The organism is Microbulbifer mixtoriginis (SeqCode), from assembly GCF_052467515.1.
Map to the genome: position 1 here is coordinate 3,353,940 of NZ_CP174314.1, position 18,870 is coordinate 3,372,809.

20 protein-coding genes and 1 tRNA gene are annotated in these 18,870 nt (G+C 50.7%); 8 read left to right on the forward strand and 13 right to left on the reverse strand.

Annotated elements, in window-relative coordinates:
- Positions 1-37: 37 nt before the first annotated feature.
- The 5 genes from ccoP to ACJJIT_RS14540 all read right to left on the reverse strand — a co-directional run bounded on the left by ccoP (position 38) and on the right by ACJJIT_RS14540 (position 4,692).
- Positions 38-946, reverse strand: a complete 909-nt coding sequence (gene ccoP / locus ACJJIT_RS14520) for a cytochrome-c oxidase, cbb3-type subunit III (protein WP_444885779.1) — start codon at positions 944-946, stop codon at positions 38-40.
- Positions 946-1,182, reverse strand: coding sequence for a cbb3-type cytochrome oxidase subunit 3 (locus ACJJIT_RS14525; protein ID WP_252084946.1), 237 nt, complete (start codon positions 1,180-1,182; stop codon positions 946-948). Before ACJJIT_RS14525 ends, ccoP begins: the two co-directional genes overlap by 1 nt.
- 18 nt (positions 1,183-1,200) lie before the next feature.
- A complete protein-coding gene (ccoO, locus tag ACJJIT_RS14530) occupies positions 1,201-1,818 on the reverse strand; it encodes a cytochrome-c oxidase, cbb3-type subunit II (protein WP_152452172.1) in 618 nt (205 codons plus the stop codon).
- 11 nt (positions 1,819-1,829) lie between these two features.
- Positions 1,830-3,284 carry a cytochrome-c oxidase, cbb3-type subunit I gene (gene ccoN / locus ACJJIT_RS14535; protein WP_444885924.1) on the reverse strand — a complete coding sequence of 485 codons (1,455 nt, stop codon included), beginning with the start codon at positions 3,282-3,284 and terminating at the stop codon, positions 1,830-1,832.
- 187 nt (positions 3,285-3,471) lie between these two features.
- Positions 3,472-4,692: an argininosuccinate synthase gene (locus ACJJIT_RS14540; RefSeq protein WP_252084944.1), complete on the reverse strand. Its 1,221-nt coding sequence runs from the start codon at positions 4,690-4,692 to the stop codon at positions 3,472-3,474.
- 321 nt (positions 4,693-5,013) lie between these two features.
- On the opposite strand from ACJJIT_RS14540, the gene pyrC reads away from it, so the two are divergent.
- The 3 genes from pyrC to ACJJIT_RS14555 all read left to right on the forward strand — a co-directional run bounded on the left by pyrC (position 5,014) and on the right by ACJJIT_RS14555 (position 7,179).
- A complete protein-coding gene (gene pyrC, locus ACJJIT_RS14545; RefSeq protein ID WP_252084943.1) occupies positions 5,014-6,045 on the forward strand; it encodes a dihydroorotase in 1,032 nt (343 codons plus the stop codon).
- Positions 6,046-6,135: 90 nt separating this feature from the next.
- Positions 6,136-6,810, forward strand: coding sequence for a ribonuclease T (gene rnt / locus ACJJIT_RS14550; protein ID WP_252084942.1), 675 nt, complete (start codon positions 6,136-6,138; stop codon positions 6,808-6,810).
- 174 nt (positions 6,811-6,984) lie between these two features.
- On the forward strand, positions 6,985-7,179 hold the full coding sequence (locus ACJJIT_RS14555; protein ID WP_252084941.1) for a hypothetical protein: 195 nt from the start codon (positions 6,985-6,987) through the stop codon (positions 7,177-7,179).
- A gap of 134 nt (positions 7,180-7,313) precedes the next feature.
- Here the strand turns inward: ACJJIT_RS14555 and secF are convergent, their stop codons facing one another.
- The 4 genes from secF to queA form a co-directional block, all read right to left on the reverse strand.
- The gene (gene secF / locus ACJJIT_RS14560; RefSeq protein ID WP_252084940.1) at positions 7,314-8,315 is read right to left on the reverse strand and encodes a protein translocase subunit SecF; all 1,002 of its coding nucleotides are present in this window, start codon (positions 8,313-8,315) and stop codon (positions 7,314-7,316) included.
- 11 nt (positions 8,316-8,326) lie between these two features.
- Complete coding sequence (secD, locus tag ACJJIT_RS14565) at positions 8,327-10,195, reverse strand: protein translocase subunit SecD (protein ID WP_444888287.1); 1,869 nt, start codon at positions 10,193-10,195, stop codon at positions 8,327-8,329.
- Between the two features lie 205 nt (positions 10,196-10,400).
- Complete coding sequence (gene tgt, locus ACJJIT_RS14570; RefSeq protein WP_444900922.1) at positions 10,401-11,519, reverse strand: tRNA guanosine(34) transglycosylase Tgt; 1,119 nt, start codon at positions 11,517-11,519, stop codon at positions 10,401-10,403.
- Positions 11,520-11,533: 14 nt separating this feature from the next.
- Entirely contained in the window at positions 11,534-12,607 is a 1,074-nt protein-coding gene (gene queA / locus ACJJIT_RS14575) for a tRNA preQ1(34) S-adenosylmethionine ribosyltransferase-isomerase QueA (protein ID WP_444888286.1), read from the reverse strand.
- Positions 12,608-12,785: 178 nt separating this feature from the next.
- Between queA and ACJJIT_RS14580 the strand changes: the two genes are divergently transcribed.
- The 3 genes from ACJJIT_RS14580 (at position 12,786) to ACJJIT_RS14590 (ending at position 14,938) form a co-directional block, all read left to right on the forward strand.
- A tRNA-Leu gene (locus ACJJIT_RS14580) sits at positions 12,786-12,872 on the forward strand.
- A 601-nt stretch (positions 12,873-13,473) separates the two neighbouring features.
- A complete protein-coding gene (locus ACJJIT_RS14585; RefSeq protein WP_444898852.1) occupies positions 13,474-14,088 on the forward strand; it encodes a hypothetical protein in 615 nt (204 codons plus the stop codon).
- Between the two features lie 58 nt (positions 14,089-14,146).
- Entirely contained in the window at positions 14,147-14,938 is a 792-nt protein-coding gene (locus ACJJIT_RS14590) for a hypothetical protein (protein WP_444898853.1), read from the forward strand.
- 113 nt (positions 14,939-15,051) lie between these two features.
- On the opposite strand, the gene ACJJIT_RS14595 is transcribed toward ACJJIT_RS14590, so the two are convergent.
- Together ACJJIT_RS14595 and ACJJIT_RS14600 are read right to left on the reverse strand one after the other, a co-directional pair.
- Entirely contained in the window at positions 15,052-15,288 is a 237-nt protein-coding gene (locus tag ACJJIT_RS14595) for a hypothetical protein (RefSeq protein WP_444898854.1), read from the reverse strand.
- Positions 15,289-15,318: 30 nt separating this feature from the next.
- On the reverse strand, positions 15,319-15,867 hold the full coding sequence (locus ACJJIT_RS14600) for a hypothetical protein (RefSeq protein WP_444898855.1): 549 nt from the start codon (positions 15,865-15,867) through the stop codon (positions 15,319-15,321).
- A 354-nt stretch (positions 15,868-16,221) separates the two neighbouring features.
- On the opposite strand from ACJJIT_RS14600, the gene ACJJIT_RS14605 reads away from it, so the two are divergent.
- Complete coding sequence (locus ACJJIT_RS14605) at positions 16,222-16,653, forward strand: GFA family protein (protein ID WP_252084912.1); 432 nt, start codon at positions 16,222-16,224, stop codon at positions 16,651-16,653.
- Positions 16,654-16,994: 341 nt separating this feature from the next.
- Here ACJJIT_RS14605 and ACJJIT_RS14610 read toward each other — a convergent pair whose 3' ends face one another.
- A complete protein-coding gene (locus ACJJIT_RS14610; RefSeq protein WP_444898856.1) occupies positions 16,995-17,252 on the reverse strand; it encodes a hypothetical protein in 258 nt (85 codons plus the stop codon).
- A 43-nt stretch (positions 17,253-17,295) separates the two neighbouring features.
- Positions 17,296-17,523 carry a hypothetical protein gene (locus ACJJIT_RS14615; RefSeq protein ID WP_444891034.1) on the reverse strand — a complete coding sequence of 76 codons (228 nt, stop codon included), beginning with the start codon at positions 17,521-17,523 and terminating at the stop codon, positions 17,296-17,298.
- Between the two features lie 667 nt (positions 17,524-18,190).
- On the opposite strand from ACJJIT_RS14615, the gene ACJJIT_RS14620 reads away from it, so the two are divergent.
- A complete protein-coding gene (locus ACJJIT_RS14620; protein ID WP_444898857.1) occupies positions 18,191-18,664 on the forward strand; it encodes a LabA-like NYN domain-containing protein in 474 nt (157 codons plus the stop codon).
- The last annotated feature ends 206 nt before the right edge of the window (positions 18,665-18,870 follow it).

Sequence of the window (18,870 nt, forward strand, 5' to 3'; positions counted from 1 at the left end):
AAACAAGGCCCAGCAAATGCCGGGCCTCAATAGTAAATTACTGCTGTTCTTCGTCCTGCTGGGACAGGCTGTAGACATAAGCCGCTACCAAGCGGATTTTGTCTTCACGCAGTTTATCTCTCTGCGCGGGCATCATATTGGAGCGCCCACTGCGAATGGTGTGCTGGATCTGCTCCCGGCTGCTGCCGTAGAGCCACAGATCGTCGGTCAGGTTGGGAGCACCCAGGGCTTGATTACCCTTGGCGTCCATTCCGTGACAGGCCATACACACAGTGTTAAACACCTTCTGGCCTTCAGCAGCCATCGCCTTGTCGTGATTCAGGCCATTGAGGGAGAGCACATACTCGGTGGCATTACGCACACCCTCTTCACCAATAATCGGACCTTGTGGAGGCATCATACCCTGACGCCCATTGTATAGGGTCTCAAGGATTTTCTCCGGGGTGCCACCGTACAACCAGGCGTTATCGGTCAGGTTGGGGAAGCCAAAGTTACCGCCGGCATCGGCACCGTGACACACCGCACAGTTGTTAGCGAAGATTCGAGAACCCATTTTTAGGGCTTCCGGGCTCTGCGCAATCTGCTCAATAGGCATATCGAGGTATTTGCCAAACTGCTCGTCGAACTTTTCCTGGGCCTTAGCCTGGGAAGCTTCCAACGCGCCGACAGATGACCAGTCACCAAGGCCTTTGAAGTTACCCAGACCTGGGTAGATCACCAGGTATCCTGCAGAGAACACCAGTGTGGCGATAAACAGCATGAACCACCACTTGGGCAGAGGATTGTCGTACTCCTCAATACCGTCGTAGACGTGGCCGGTTGTTTTGTTTTCCGGTTCAGCCTGGTCGTCCACCGCAACCTTTCGGTTGGCGAACAACACCCAGGTAATCAACGCCAGATTGGCGAGGGTGAGTACAATTACCCACACACTCCAGAATGTACTCATTACTTATCCTGCCCCTGTTTTCGTTCAGTCCCGGGCTTTTGCCCGGATTTGGATTCGTCCTTCTGAGCAGCCGACGAATCATCCTTATCGGCTTGCTGCTCATCATCGGCAAATGGCAAATTGGCATCTTCTTCGAAGCGCTTCTTGCGCTTCGGAGAGAAAGCCCACCAGCAAATAGCCAGAAAGGCCAGTGATCCCAGAACCAGTCCGATTTCCCGCAAAGTTTCGATAGTCACGAGTTTCCTTCCTCGCTATTAGCGTTTTTGGGTAACCAGGGTACCCAGCTGTTGCAAGTAAGCGACCAGCGCATCAATTTCCTTCACCTTGCCACCTTTGAAAGGCTCAGCGGCATTGGCGATATCCTCATCGGTGTAGGGCACACCGACCAGGCGCAGCGCTTCCATCTTACGCGCGGTGTAATTACCAGTAACCACATTGTCGAACAACCAGGGGTAGGCCGGCATGATGGATTCAGGCACTACACTGCGCGGGTTGTACAGGTGAGCACGCTGCCATTCATCGGAATAGCGGCCGCCCACACGGGCCAGGTCAGGACCAGTACGCTTGGAGCCCCACAGGAAGGGGTGCTCGTACACGGATTCCTGTGCCATGGAATAGTGGCCGTAACGCTCCACCTCGGCGCGCAGTGGGCGCACCATCTGGGTGTGGCACACGTGACAGCCTTCGCGAATATAGATATCGCGGCCTTCCAACTGCAGTGCGGTCAGCGGCTTCTGACCTGGCAGCGGAGTGTAGTTCGCCTTGGTAAAGAACTGCGGGACAATCTCCACCAGAGCACCAAAGCTGATGGCGATAATGGTGAAAAAGATCATCCAGCCGATATTTTTTTCTACGATGTCATGATTCTTCACGATCTAAACTCCTATGCCGCAGGCACTGCACGAACGGTGTTATCGGCTTCGGCATCGTTTACTTTCTCAGTAATCGTGCGGTAGACGTTGTAAGCCATCAGCAGCATACCGACCAGGAACATGGCACCGCCCAACCAGCGCACCACATAGCCCGGATGGCTCGCAACAACACTTTCCACGAAGCTGTAAGTCAGGGTGCCGTCGGCGTTGAAGGCGCGCCACATCAGACCTTGGGTAATACCGTTTACCCACATCGCAGCGATGTACAGAACCGTACCCACAGTGGCCAGCCAGAAGTGCGCGTTGATCAGCTTGGTGCTGTACATTTCGCGACGCTTCCACAGAACCGGAACCAGGTGGTACAGAGCACCGATAGAGATCATCGCAACCCAGCCCAATGCGCCGGAGTGTACGTGGCCCACAGTCCAGTCGGTGTTGTGAGACAGAGCGTTCACAGTCTTGATGGACATCATCGGGCCTTCGAAGGTGGACATACCGTAGAAGGACAGGGATACCACCAGGAAGCGCAAGGTAGGATCAGTGCGCAGCTTATGCCAAGCGCCAGACAGGGTCATGATGCCGTTGATCATACCGCCCCAGGAAGGCGCCAACAGGATCAGGGACATTACCATCGCCAGGCTCTGCGCCCAGTCGGGCAGCGCTGAGTAGTGCAGGTGGTGACCACCGGCCCATACGTACAGGGAGATCAGTGCCCAGAAGTGCACGATAGACAGCTGGTAGGAGTAAACCGGACGACCAGCTTGCTTAGGTACGAAGTAGTACATGATGCCGAGGAAGGCCGCAGTCAGGAAGAAACCTACCGCGTTGTGGCCGTACCACCACTGGATCATCGCATCCTTGGTACCGGAGTAGATGGAGTAAGACTTGAACGGAGCAACCGGAATTTCCAAATTATTAATAATGTGGAGTACGGCAATGGTGATGATGTAAGCACCAAAGAACCAGTTGGCAACGTAGATGTGGGAAGTCTTGCGCTTCATGATGGTGCCGAAGAACACCAGTGCATAAGCCACCCAAACTACGGCGATCAGGATATCGATCGGCCATTCCAGCTCAGCGTATTCCTTGGTGGAGGTGAAGCCCATCGGCAGGGTAATAGCCGCTGCCACAATAACGACCTGCCATCCCCAGAAAGTAAAGGGAATCAGCCAGCCGCCCCAAAGGCGAACCTGACAGGTGCGCTGCACCACATAGTAGGAGGTGGCAAACAGAACACTACCACCGAATGCGAAGATAACCGCATTGGTGTGCAGTGGCCGCAATCGTCCGAAGTGCGAGAAGGGCTGCCAGAAATCGTTCAGCTCGGGCCAGGCCAGCTGAGCCGCGATCAATACGCCCATGCCCATACCAAAGATGCCCCAGACCACGGACATGATGGTGAACTGGCGCACGATATTGTAGTCATAGTCCGGCACAGGGCCGGTCTTTGCCACCGTTGTCGTCATGTTTTTACTTCCGTTGCTTTTAAAATTCGGTTCCACTGAGCGGGCCTGGCCCACCACTGGGTCTGCAGCAGTCATGTATGAACCCGCTTATAACGTCGAAGGCATACACATAACTGTCACTGTTGGCCAGAAAAGGATTTAAGCGCATCCATTTCCAGCCTTGACTGATCTAAATCAACTAAGCCGACTAAATCAATTTTCTTCCTTTACCGGCGGCGATGCGCAGGCGCAGGGCATTGAGCTTGATAAAGCCCTCTGCATCTTTTTGGTTGTAGGCCCCAGCATCATCCTCGAAGGTAGCGATACGCTCATCGAAGAGGCTATCTACAGAGCGGCGGCCTACTGCACTGACACTACCCTTGTAGAGTTTCAGGCGTACTTCACCATTCACCACTTCCTGGGATTCATCGATAGCGGCCTGCAACATGCGGCGCTCAGGCGACCACCAGTAACCGTTGTACACAAGATCCGCGTAGCGCGGCATCAAGGAATCTTTCATATGCGCCACTTCGCGATCCAGCGTAATGGACTCGATAGCGCGGTGCGCCTTCATCAAAATTGTTCCACCGGGAGTTTCGTAACAACCGCGGGATTTCATACCCACATAGCGGTTTTCCACAATATCCAGGCGGCCAATGCCGTTAGCTCCACCCAACTTATTCAGTTTTTCCAGCAGGGTGGCCGGGCTCAAACGCTCACCGTCGATTGAGACTGGATCACCTTTCTCAAAGCCGATGGTGATGTACGTCGGCTCTTCTGGCGCGGCCTCCGGGCTCACACTCCAGCGCCACATATCTTCCTCGGCTTCCGCCCAGGGATCTTCGAGGATGCCGCCCTCGTAGGAAATATGCAGCAGGTTGGCATCCATCGAGTAAGGGGATTTTTTCTTCGTAGAAGAGAAATCCACTGGAATCTTGTGCTGCTCGCAGTATTGCATCAGCTTTTCGCGGGAATTTAAATCCCATTCGCGCCAGGGCGCGATTACCTGAATACCCGGCTTCAGTGCGTAGGCACCCAGCTCAAAGCGCACCTGGTCGTTGCCTTTACCGGTGGCACCATGGGAAATAGCATCGGCACCGGTTTCGTTGGCAATTTCAATCAAGCGCTTGGCGATCAGCGGGCGCGCGATAGAGGTGCCCAGCAGATACTCACCCTCGTAAATCGCATTGGCACGGAACATCGGGAAAACGAAGTCCCGCACATATTCCTCGCGCAGATCGTCGATATAAATCTCTTTCACACCGAGCGCCTCGGCCTTGGCCCGCGCCGGTTCAACTTCCTCACCCTGGCCAATATCCGCCGTGAACGTCACTACTTCACAGCCGTAAGTATCCTGCAGCCATCGCACAATCACTGAAGTATCCAGTCCGCCGGAATATGCCAGTACTACCTTCTCGATTTTGCTCATTGCTGTCCTCTGCTGCTGGATTTTTGCCGCCACGACCAAAGTGCGGCGATTGGAATCACCTATCTGTGAAGTTTGTTTCGTTCTGGGGGAGGTTATTCTTGGAGGTATGCCCAGGCTCGGTATTTATGGGCACAATTAATACCCACACACTTTATCGGGGCGCGATTGTAGCGCCTCTGCTCGCAATCGACTAGCGCCAAGGTGAGAGTCTATACAATTGATTAACTTTTGACCGGTTCGCGCATCGCATTTTGACCCTGCATCGGGTAGCATGCGCGCCGCACAGAGACACTTCTACAGCAATTGATATCCTGGAGTACCATGACGGAGCAAATCACTCTTCGCGCCCCCGACGACTGGCATATTCACCTGCGTGATGGCACCGCCCTGGAACGCACTGTTGGCGATGCCGCCCGACAATTTCACCGCGCAATTGTGATGCCAAACCTGGTACCGCCCGTCACCACCGGTGAAGGCGCAGCCGCATACCGCGAACGCATTCTCGCGCATATCCCAGCCGGCCGCACCTTTGAGCCGCTAATGGTGATTTACCTCACCGACAAAACCGATGCCGAAGTGATTCGCCAGGCCCACGCCAGCGGCGTAATCGCAGCAAAACTCTACCCGGCTGGTGCCACCACCAACTCCGATTCCGGCGTAACTGACATCGCCAATATTTACCCGGCCCTGGAAGAAATGCAGTCCTGCGGCATGAAGCTGTTGGTACACGGTGAGGTCACCACCAGCGATATCGATATTTTCGACCGCGAGCAGGTATTTATCGAGAAGACCCTAGCGCGCCTGGTAGAAGATTTCCCCACTCTAAAAGTGGTTTTTGAGCACATCACAACCGCCAATGCCGCTGAGTTTGTGCAAAATGCCCGCGAAGGCGTTGCTGCGACGATTACCGCGCACCACCTGCTGTACAACCGCAACCATATGCTGGTTGGCGGTATTCGCCCGCATTTTTACTGCCTGCCAATTCTCAAGCGCGGCGATCATCAGTCCGCACTGATTGAAGCCGCCACCAGTGGCAGCCCGAAATTTTTCCTCGGCACCGACTCGGCCCCCCACGCGCACCACAAGAAAGAGCACGAGTGCGGCTGTGCCGGTTGCTACACCGCTTACTCCGCTATCGAGCTGTACGCCGAAGCCTTTGAGCGCGCCGGTAAGCTGGATAAGCTCGAGGGCTTCGCCAGCAATTTCGGCCCGGATTTCTACGGTCTGCCGCGCAATCAGGACACCATCACTCTGGTGAAGCAGCCCTGGGCACTTCCCGAAGCGCTGGATATGGGCGGCGAAAAGCTGATCCCCCTGGCCGCCGGTGAAACCCTGAACTGGAAGCTCGTATAATTCCAGTTCAAACCCTCGCGGGCCCAAGCCCGCGAATCCCCTACCCCGCCGGATTTATCCCGGCACAACTGAGATTTACAAGGACCCAAAGTGACCCCGGCCGAAGAACCCACAGGACCAAAGAGCTCCCTTGCCCAGCGATTTCGCGGCTTCCTGCCGGTTGTGATCGATCTGGAAACCGGCGGCTTTAATGCGCGCACCGATGCCCTGCTGGAAATTTCGGCGGTAATCCTGGATATGGATGAAGAGGGGAAACTTTTCCCGCTGGAAACACACAGCTTTCACCTGGAACCATTCGATGGCGCCAATGTAGAGCAATCGGCACTCGACTTTATCGGCATCGATCTGGAGTCCCCAGAGCGCGAGGCCTGGCCCGAGGAAATCGCCCTGCCGGAAATGTTCCGCAAGATCCGCAGTGCCGTGAAGAAACACAGCTGCACCCGTGCCATTATGGTTGCCCACAACGCCCACTTCGACCTGGGCTTTGTGAATGCCGCAGTTGAACGGACCGGGATCAAGCGCAATCCCTTCCACCCCTTCTCCTGCTTTGACACCGCTACCCTCGCCGGGCTCGCCTACGGCCAAACCGTGTTGGCGAAAGCCTGCCAGGTAGCCGGTATTGAGTTCGACAATAGCTGCGCCCACTCCGCCGAATACGACGCGGAAAAAACCGCAACCCTGTTCTGCGGTATCGTCAATAAATGGCGGGAACTGGGTGGCTGGCCAGTGGCCAATACCGAACTCCTGGAGCAGGAGACCGAATAATCCTCGTTCGGGCCAGTGCAACTGGCCCTCTCCCACAAACCACCCTTTAGTGACAGTACAACCTCTGTATATGGCGGCAAACTGTGCACTATGAGTGCCACTTAGGCAGTTGGATGCTTTTTTATCCAATTTGCTGTATGATGACTGGCCAACCCAAAACACCGGACAGTCACCGTGGCCAAAAAAGCATCCTCCTCTTCCAGTCGTAAGCAGACCGCCCCCTTAGAGACCAGCGAGAGTATTGAGGCGCAAGTGCAAGCCTTTTTGGAGAAGGGTGGCGAGATCGAGCAGGTCCCCAAGGGTGTCAGCGGCCAGACCAACACTTCCGGTCCCAAACATATCACTCTGGGCAAAAAACCTCGCAGCTAACTGTTTGCAACTAGCTCCGCAAATCACCCCACAGTGAAAACCCCGATTGCAGTGCTTACTTATCAGTGACTGAATAATCGGGATAAAAAAAGGCCGCTAAACAGCGGCCTTTTTTATTTGGAAGCTCTTCCCGATTAGGGCATTTCTTCCAGCTCTGCACCTTCCTTCACCGGCGGCATCAGATCCTCTTTGCTGATCTTCAATGCCATCAGCACGTTCGCAGCGACGTAAACAGACGAGTAAGTACCCACAACCACACCGACGATCAACGCCAGGGAGAAGTTGTGGATCAGCTCACCACCAAAGAACTGCAGTGCCCAAAGCACTAACAAGGTGGTGAAAGAGGTCATAAAGGTACGGCCCAGGGTCTGACTGATGGAGATGTTAATAATCTCCTCCGACTCTGCCTTGCGCACTTTACGGAAATTCTCGCGGATACGGTCGGATACCACGATAGTATCGTTCAACGAGTAACCGATCACTGCCAGCACCGCCGCCAACACGGTCAGATCGAAATCCAACCCCATCAGAGCAAAGAAGCCCAGCACAATAATGACATCGTGCCCCAATGCCGCTACCGCGCCAACCGAGAACTTGTACTGGAAGCGCAAAGCGACGTACATCATCACCAGTGCCAGCGCCACCAACATACCGAGGCCGCCATCGTCGCGCAGCTCGGCACCCACTTGCGGGCCGACCAGTTCGACCCGGCGCAGGGTAACGGTGCCCTCACTGCCGGCACGTAGAACCTCTACCACCTTGTCACCAATAGGCGTAGTGGTCTCCTGATCGGTGGCGCTAATACGAGTCTCTTCTTCGGCTACCTCTGGGGGCAACTTGATCATCAGCTCGTTATCGGAGCCGTAGTTAACAACCGTGGCGCCTTCGAAGCCGGCATCTTCCAACTGAGTGCGCACGTCGTTAATAAACGGAGTAACTTCGTAGCCCACTTCTACCTGCGTACCGCCGGTAAAATCCAGACCGAACTTCAGGCCCTTGGCCGCCAGTATCCCGATCGAAGCCAGCACCAGTACAACGGATAGTACGGTGGCAAACTTGCGCCAGCGCATAAAGTCGTACACGCGCTTGCCCATGTACTCGGTAATCTTTCCGCTTTCCACTTTGGTCTCACTCATGGCCAGCCTCCTTAAATCCAGAGTTTCTGTACACGGCGACCGCCGTAGAACAAATTGATGATTGCGCGTGTGCCCATGATGGCACTAAACATAGAGGTGAGAATACCGATAGACAGGGTCACCGCGAAGCCCTGTACTGGGCCGGAGCCGATAGCGTAGAGGATCACCGCCACAATCAGGGTAGTGATATTCGCATCCACAATGGTGCTGTAGGCGTTATCGAAACCGGCACTAATCGCCGTTTGGGGAGGCATCCCATTCCTGAGCTCCTCCCGTATTCGCGAGAAGATCAGCACGTTGGCATCCACCGCCATACCCACCGTCAATACGATACCGGCGATACCGGGTAGCGTCAGGGTGGCGCCGAGAATCGACATCACCGCCACCAGCAGAATCATATTGACCGCCAGGGCAATATTGGCGGCGAGACCAAATACCCGGTAGGAGATCAGCATACAAATAATGACTGCGAGCAGACCGATCTGTACCGATTGCACACCCACCTTGATGTTATCCGCACCCAAGGACGGGCCGATCACACGCTCTTCCACAAAGTACATGGGAGCGGCCAGCGCACCAGCGCGCAGCAGCAGGGCCAGTTCCTGGGCTTCTGCCGGGCTGTCCAGTCCAGTTACACGAAACTGTTTGCCCAGGGCGCTCTGCACGGTGGCCAGGCTGATAATCTTTTTATCTTCAGTTCTAACCTGCTCGACAATCTCATTGCCTTCGGCATCCGTTTTGGTCTGCGGGGTAAAACGGGTCTCGATAAACAGGGTGCCCATACGGCGGCCGACATTCTTCCAGGTGGCACGGTGCATCAGCTCACCACCACGGGAATCCAGGGTGATATTCACCTGGGGAAGACCGCTCTCATCGTAGCCGACACGCGCATTGGTTACGCTGTCACCCTTGATGATGATCTTGCGCTCCAGCCAGGCGCCGCCGTACATCTGCTGTTGGCGCTCGCTGCGGTACTCGAAGTACTCCTTGTTGGTGACCAGCTCATCGGGGCGGGCCTCCATACGGTATTCCAGGTTGGCGGTCTTACCGATAATCCGCTTGGCTTCGGCGGTGTCTTGAACACCGGGCAGCTCCACCACAATACGGTTGCGCCCCTGGCGCTGTACGATCGGCTCGGCCACACCCAGCTCATTCACCCGGTTGCGCAGGGTGGTGAGGTTCTGGGAAACCGCATAATCCTCAAGTTGCTTGATCTCTTGCTCAGACAAGGTGGCTCGGATTTCCAGGTTCTCGCCACTGCCGGTCTCGCGCAGTTGCAACTGCGGGAATTCCTTGCGCATGGTGGAAAGGGCCAGACTGCGCAGCTCCTCGTTGCGGAAACGCGCCACAATCTCGCGATCGTCGATCAGGTTAACGCTACGGTAACGGGCCTTGGCCGCGCGCAGTTTGGTTTTCACATCCTGCACATAGCCTTCCATATTGGTTTTTACGATGGTGTTGGTATCCACCTCCATCAGGAAGTGCACACCACCGGCCAGGTCGAGACCCAACTTCATCGGGCTGGCGCCGATATCACTGAGCCACTGGGGGGTAGTCGATGCCAGGTTTAGAGCAACCACGTAATCGCTGTGCCCCAGAGCCTCCTGAATCGCGCGCTTGGCAGGTAGCTGCTGGTCGATGGATTCGAGGCGAATCAAAATCGCCTTGTCACCCACCTCACCACCGAAGTGGGGAATACCCGCCTCATCCAGGGCTTTGCGCGCCTTAGTGAGGACGTTCTCGTCCATCTCCATGGCGCTGGACTGCCCGGAAATCTGCACCGCAGGGTCCGGCTTGTAGAGGTTGGGCGCGGCGTAGATCAGGCCGAAGGCCACAACCGCGAGAATCAGAAAGTACTTCCAGATCGGGTAGCGATTCATGCTGTTCTCATTGTTCTAGTGTGACCCCGAGGGCCGGTAAATCTTGGCAATCTGCCTGGATATGTGGGCGCAGTACACAAATTGCAAGGTGCACAGCCGCCGACAAAAGTGGGAGCGATTATACGGGGATCGAATGAACGGACAAATGACAGGGGCACAATCGTGCGATCGACTGTGCCCCAGATAGGATAAAAGTGCGACAGGGTTAGACCTGCAGTGGCGGAACCTCACGGCCCAGACCGCGGTAGAACTCCGCGACATACGCCTCCAGCTCATTGGCGGCAATGGCGTCGCGCAGCTTTTGCATCAGACGCTGGTAGTGGCGCAAATTGTGAATCGTATTCAGCTGCGCACCGAGAATTTCACCGCAGCGATCCAGGTGATGCAGGTAAGCGCGGGAGAAATTCTCACAGGTGTAGCAATCGCACTCTTCTTCCAAGGGGCCCGTATCATGGCGGTGCTTGGCGTTGCGGATTTTCACTACACCTTCAAAGGTAAATAGGTGGCCGTTGCGCGCATTGCGCGTGGGCATGACGCAGTCGAACATATCCACACCGCGGCGCACCGCCTCGACAATATCTTCCGGCTTACCCACGCCCATCAGGTAGCGCGGTTTATCTTCCGGCATCTTGTGCGCCAGGTGATCCAATACCTTGATCATCTCCTCTTTCGGCTCACCCACAGACAGGCCGCCAATGGCATAGCCATCGAAACCAATATCAGTTAGCCCCTTAAGGGACACATCGCGCAATTCCGGGTACATACCGCCCTGCACAATACCGAATAGCGCCGATGGGCTATCGCCGTGGGCCTTCTTGGAGCGCTCCGCCCAACGCAGGGACAACTCCATAGATTTGCGCGCTTCATCGGTGGTGGCCGGATAAGGCGTGCACTCATCGAAGATCATGACGATATCGGAACCCAGGTCCCGCTGAACGCGCATGGATTCTTCCGGGTCCAGGAATACCGGGCTGCCATCGATCGGCGAGCGGAAAGAAACCCCCTCTTCGGTAATCTTGCGCAGCTCACCCAGGCTAAACACCTGGAAACCGCCGGAGTCGGTAAGGATCGGGCCGGACCACTGGGTAAAATCGTGCAGATCGCCGTGGGCTTTAACCACTTCGGTACCCGGGCGCAGCATCAGGTGGAAGGTGTTGCCCAGAATAATCTGTGCACCGATCCCTTCGATATCCCTCGGCAACATGCCTTTCACGGTGCCATAAGTGCCCACCGGCATAAACGCCGGGGTTTCCACCACACCGCGAGGGAAACGCAAGCGACCGCGACGGGCCTTGCCATCAGTGGTATCCACTTCAAACTGCATAAAACATTCGCGGCTCACTGGGTATCTCCTTTCGCTGGTGCGACTTCTTCTTTTTTGGCATTGGGATCGCGGGTAATAAACATGGCATCGCCGTAACTAAAGAAGCGGTAACGCTCCTCAACTGCGGCCTTATAGGCGGCCATCGTATGCTGGTACCCGGCAAAGGCGCTCACCAGCATCAATAAGGTGGATTCTGGTAGATGGAAGTTGGTGACCAACTTATCCACAACCTGGAATTCATAACCGGGATAAATAAAGATATCTGTCTCTCCCACGGTGGCCTGTAACTGGCCACTGCGCGCCGCACTTTCCAGCGCGCGCACGCTGGTGGTACCCACCGCAATCACGCTGCCATTGCGCGCGCGGCAAGCGGTTACCGCATCCACCACTTCCTGGGAGACATCCAGCACTTCGCTGTGCATCTGGTGCTCGTAAATATTGTCCACGCGCACCGGCTGGAAAGTACCCGCCCCCACATGCAGGGTAACGAAGACAACCTCGACACCTTTATCCCGCAGCGCACCGATCATTTCATCATCAAAGTGCAGCCCCGCCGTCGGCGCCGCCACTGCACCGGCGTTGCGGCCGTATACGGTTTGGTAGCGTTCCCGATCACTGGCATCGTCTTCTCGATCAATATAAGGAGGTAGCGGCATATGGCCGAGGCGATCCAGAATCGCCAGCACACCCTCTTCTTTGGGGAAGGACAATTCAAACAGTGCATCCTTGCGGCCGGTCACCTCGATACGGGTACCGTCTTCAAGGACGATGGTGGAACCGGGCTTGGGCGACTTACTAGAGCGCACATGGGCCCAGATATCCGTCTCATTGAGCACCCGCTCCACCAGGATTTCCAACTTACCGCCGGTCTCCTTCTGCGCGAACAAACGCGCCGGGATCACCCGGGTATCGTTAAAGACTATCAGGTCACCTGCCTGTACCTGATCGAGAATATCTGGGAACTGCCGATGTGCAATGGCCCCGCTGGGCCCATCCAGACACAAAAGACGGCTGCCGCGGCGCTCTTCAGTAGGCGCGCGGGCGATCAGCTCATCGGGCAGATGAAAGTCAAAGTCCTGACGCTGCATGGAATCCTGGAAATCTAGAAACTATGGAGAGGTCGCGAAGGTTATAGGAAATTTTAGGAGCTGTTAACTGGGACGACAGAAAATGCGCTAAGTTATTGAAATCACTGGTTGACCCAGACCAAAGCATTGCTATAATCACGCCCTCTTCGCACCGACCCCAAGGTCGAGCAGCGAAAGTGCCAGAGTGGTGAAATTGGTAGACACAGGGGATTCAAAATCCCCCGCCCTTAAAAGCGTGCCGGTTCGAGTCCGGCCTCTGGTACCATATCTCAAACCCGCGTCAGCCCTAGCTTTCGCGGGTTTTTTAATTCTGAATTACCTTCCCCCAATTTTGAAGAATGGCGCTTAAAAGCTCTAGAATGTCCACATTGTGTCCACACAGGATTTTTTTGTCTCTCCCCCGCCCACATGTGGACACCATCCATCTATTGCTTTCCCTCTATGAAACCCCTCTTCATTTCTCTTCCCATCTCTTCAAAGTGTGAAATCCAAAGTATTCCCAAACCCCGCACTAACTCAGGCCTGGGCCGACGGTCTCATTTCACCAAATAAAAGAGCACCCAAAATCGGCAGGCGTGGGAAGGAGTGACCGGCGGCCCTTTTGCTGGTTTATTTATGATCAGATTTACATAGAAGCTACAGAAATTGCGGGGCTTGAAGGGGAATTGATAGTTTTGGTTGCTTCAGGGAAGAGGGAAGAGATTCGAAATTTCGTTAGGGCGTGATTAGTGTGTGCTACAGGTTTTGGAGCACCTTCTCTGAATGATAAGATTTTATTAAGAAATACATTCTAAGCGCAAACAATGTAAATCCTATAAGAAAAGTTAGTGCTAACCCTAAAGCACATTTTATTTTGGAAGGAAGACATGGATATTATTTATGAAGCAATTTTCTCAAAAATAAACGAAATAATTAAGTCAAAATTAGATCTTAAGACCGTTGATGTTTATGAGGCTGCCCAGGAGCTGCTATCAGGGTCACATGAGGATAAATTTAAAAAAAACGAAATAAAATATGATGAAATAATCAGCACTCTTGTCAAAGATAATACAATTGCCGCAGATTATGGAACCAGCTCTTTCGTCGCTGGAGCAACTACATTTTACCGGTTAGACAATCAGATAAAATCAGCAGTTTTCATTCTACCTAGCATTGAGGGTAACGCACTTCAAGAAGCCTTAAGATATATTGCACTCTTGCATGAATTAGGTCATGTTTCCGACTTTGAAAATGGCAAAAATATACATTTTGACGGCGAGAAAGTTGATGTAGTTAAAGCTGAAGGTTATGCCGAAGTATTTGCACTCAAACATCTTGACAGGAATAAAACCGATAAAATAGATAAGCTTACAAAAAGTATATTCGCTGAAGCCCTTCTGAAGCGTAAGGACAAAAATAAAATGTATGAAGACATACATAAAGAGATAACCAAGTACTTCCGAGAGAAACGGCTTAGGAAGTGGGCGAATACAAACTTTTGACTCACTTGGCGTGGTGCGGCCCTACAAAAAGAATCATTACCTTTAAAGGATGTAAAAAATGAAGCAAAAGTTTTGTATTTTTTGCGGACAGAGCGGCATGAGCAAAGAGCATTTTTGGCCCAGCTGGATCAGAGAACACATTAAAAAAGACAACAGAAAAAGATATATTCATGGATCAGTCCAGGGGGCACCAAAAGGTAATGAATCCGAAAATAATGAGTATTACCGTTCTGGAGATGTCACAACCATAACATTCAGAACCGTTTGCAAAAGTTGCAATAATGGCTGGATGAGCAACCTAGAAGAAAACCTCAAACCTATCATTTTGAATTCCATGGGCAATTGCGACCAACATTTGTCTGAATCTGAAACTCTATGGTTAGCAAAATGGATAACAATGAAAACCATGGTTTCAGAGCACACAAAATTAGATAGGCATTCCACACCTGAAAGTGATTTACTAAGCTTTGGCGCTAACAGGATCATACCCAAGCACTTTCAAATATATGTAGCAAAACATAACTCTCCTAAAATCGCAGACTACTCAAGAACAACAACAAGATTAGGAACGGCGGCAACAATTCACTTACACCTCAATAAAACCTCACCTAACACCCAAGCTGTATCATTTTATCTAGGAAAATTATTCATATTCATATTCTCCTGCACTGACCCTACAGTTAATGTACTCAGTGAATTCAAATTAAACCAAATGACACATCTTAAAGATAATAAAGTAGGTCAATTAAACTTCAAAACTTTAAATATTCTCAGCGAGCGCGAACAAAAAAATATTACCCATGGATTAGAAAAATTCATTAACCGAGAAGAAACTAGAGCAATAACGTAAAAAAAAAGAGGCCCAACCTATAAGAAAGCCATCAGCCACAGTTTCAACTATAGCCCTTGAAAGGGCTGGAGTTGGTCGCTTGGGGGCGGGAGCAATCCCTAGAAGAACACTGATTACCTTCTTTCTAAAATCCCACCCCACTTTATCGAATACTCGGAATAGCTTCCGGTCGCAATATCTAAAATCTGTAACCAAGAATAAAACGTCGCTTTCTTTGACTTCGCAATTTCTTCCGCTAGCTCCATTGCCGCCTCTTCAGTAGGCGCAGAACCTCTGAAACTCTTTGCCCCGCCATTCATCAAGTGAACCCGTTCTGCGAAAATGGCATACCTGTTTACTCTATTATTCATAACTTCTCTCCTTTTAAGTGTATAACCAGCTTAAGCCCGAACCGTACTAAGCTGAGATTTCAAACTATCCGCACTGCCTTTGTGCCCATTAATTACCGCTTCCTGGTCTGGTTTTTTGCCATTACTCTGGTGCGTGTGTGTAGCGAGTGTTCCGGCCAGGGACGACACTACGCCGATTAAATCTTCTAATACCTTCAGCACATTTAAAGATTCACTACCTAACCAAAGCTTTCCGCCGTCTTTTACTTTGATGGTTTGGCGGACCTTGGCCACTGATTCGCGAATATTTCCGATCTGTTCTTTTAAGTCGCGCCCCACTGAAATATTAATATCACTACCGCTTGTAATATTTAGATTGTCTAGGACTGACAAGTTCAGGCCACCAGCAGATAAGAAACGTAAAGCTCCAAGAGCTTCAATGATTTTTACGCCAGCCACCTCTTCCACAGAATGTTCATGGACTTGGCGGTGTTCGCTGTCACAGTTTGTCTTTATTTCCGCGGCCTCTGTAATCCTGCGTAATGATTTCTCACGTATATCCCCGTGGGTTTCCCGGCTCCAGTCTGTGCTGTCATCCACTTTTAGTCACACTGAGTCGCATTGCTGCCACATTAAACTCCACGGTCGGGTACTAGGTGCCCTACCCCGTGCGATGACACCGTACGAACAAATGGCTCATCAGCCATTGCCTGCATAGTGCAGCGATAGCGGTACAAAAAACAGGCAAGCAATCAAATGAAAAACCTCTACCATCTCGTAATTTATATCGAAATAGGACGGATAAATAACTAGCCAAGCTACCAACATTTATGTTTACATCACGTTGTGTGATCTGCATTTACAATTCAAACAAATCATCTTGTCGATAATAAAAAAGCATACTTAATTTAGATTCTTATTTTAAGCCAACTTTTACATCTACAGGCTCAATATATGAATAGTGAGAATACAATTACTTCCGGTGGTTGCTTGTGTGGAGCTGTGCGGTACGAGGTTAAAGGGCCACTACGCAACGTAGTTAACTGTCATTGTAGTATGTGTCAAAAGTTGCATGGAAGTTTCGGCCCTCACACAAAAGCTCGCAAAATAAATATCAAGATAACAAAAGATGACGGGCTGGCGTGGTATAAAACATCAGAAGTGGCCCGCAGAGGCTTCTGCCAGCAATGTGGCTCAAGCCTATTCTGGGAACCATTTAATCTCGATGCAACTGGAATTATTGCGGGCTCACTAGATGGCCCAACCGGGTTGAAAACTATGGGGCATATTTTCACTGGCGAAAAATCTGATTTTTACGAAATTGATGACGATCATCCTCAATTCAAAAAGTCATCAAATGGACAGCTTGTCAACGACTACAAATAAATCATTGTTTTTTTGACTGAGGGAAAACCACAGACCTAAACGAAGAAAAGAAACATAAAATTAATCTTTCGGTCATAGGCTCAACCCCTATCTGACTGAAAATAATCAATTTAAATAGCAAGTGAGCTGACACTTAAGTGAAAATATCGGCTTTAGTGACAGCTCAAATTAAAATTGGAACAGTGCAAAACAACATAGCTAATAGCCTTTTGGCAGTAAAACAACCTCTCGGGAAAGGGGTTTTCCTGGCAACTCTCGCAACGGTTAAGGCCCCCATCTAAGATGCCTTCTTCACTTTCATGGAACCTGACTGAAACCAGAGGGTGTCATTTATTAGCTATTCAGTTTTTACTATCCGAACACTCTCTTTCCTCCAACACCCCACCGGTCTTGATTGAATACTCGGTATAGTTGCCAGTCATAACATCGAGAATTTGCAGCCAAGAATAAAACACCGCTTTTTCAGACTTAGCAATTTCTTCTGCCAGATCCATGGCGGCTTCTTCTGTGGGTGCAGAATCCCTAAAACTTTTTGCACCGCCATTCATCAAATGAATTCGTTCTGCAAAAATTGCGAATCGATTGATCTTTCTTCCCATGATCTATCTCCTTATCGATAAAACTGCTTAAGCACTTACATTCTTATGCAGTGACTGCCAGCCAATCCATACTGCGCTCAACCTCCCGCATCTGCGTCAATGTCAGATCCAACTCCTTGCGCAGATTTACACCTACAGAAACTGAAAAGCTGCGCACATACTTCGTATAATTCAGCATACAGATAGCATACATTGCTCGGTTGTCATAATCCGAGCGATACCGGCAAATCCGGACAGGCTCTCCGTCGAAAATGATGCTTCTGGTTCCCATAACTACCCTTACCAAACTACTGTATATGAATACAGTATAAGATATGGTGATCCTGCTTTGTCAACCAACAATGAACTCAACACCCTTAATGAGCCCTGAATAGGCTAAAAATCAACCTGTTATCACAAAGTGGTGTCTTGAAGATTTTTGAGGTCTGAATGAATCGCGGAATAAACTGGGAACTGTTAAACGACGAAAAACCGCTATAGAACATCACTAAAAATTGGTCGTTCAGTATGGTAGCCCTGCACCAATTACAAGTAGTCAAGGGAGACTGAACTCCATTCAACGCTACTCTACTTATTAAGAGAAACAGATTTTCTGAAATACGGCCTGAATAACCGATTTAAGCGCTCACTAGCTTATCTTGGTTTATATCGTTGAGTAGATAGCGCTAACTTGGTCGATCCGCACAATTATTCACTAATGGTAGAAGGTATTCCAATCGTTCAGTTTGCACAGCATTGGTTTTATATACCATCGTTTTGCCAATACATGCTGTCATTTTTAATAGCCTGTTTTTATAATCCAGAACATTCAAAATTTAGTATTGACTAACAATTGTCACTTGAAATTGAAAGGCGAGCAACATAAAGTGTCAACATTATTAATAACAGTCAATATCGCTATTTTTGGTATTAGGTTTTTAACATTATTGGACTATCAAATGGAAAAGGTTGCCATTCTTGTTGACGTGCAGAATGTTTATTACACATGCAGGCAAATCCATAAACGAAACTTTGATTATAATAAGTTTTGGTCTGAAGCAACTAATGGAAGGAAAGTCGTAAAAGCCGTGGCCTACGCCATCGATCGCGGCGATAGAAAACAGTATCAATTTCAAAATATCTTAAGATCTATCGGTTTTGAAGTGAAGTTAAAACCCTTCACTCAACGGTCCGATGGTTCCGCCAAAGGTGATTGGGATGTGGGGATAACGATAGATGCAATGGAATATTCAAGCTTAGTAGACACTATAGTTTTAGTATCAGGTGATGGTGACTTTGATATTCTTGTGCATAAGCTCAGATTAGATAGAGACAAAAAGGTTGAAGTATATGGCGTACCAGAGTTGACAGCTGCCACATTATTCAACGCGGCAAGTAAATTTATTCCAATTGATAACAAGCTTTTACTTTAACAACTATCTATCTAAGTATACGGCTCTTTTATAGGCTAATATGCATCTATAGGAACCCAGCATAAACTCCAAAGCCAAACATCAAAAAAGGAGCCTGGTGCTAACTTGAATGTTTTATACAGGAAGTATGATTCTCGATACACATGACTCTCTGCGACTACAGTTCAATCAAACAAATAAAAACTTCGAAAATTATACGGCTAGCT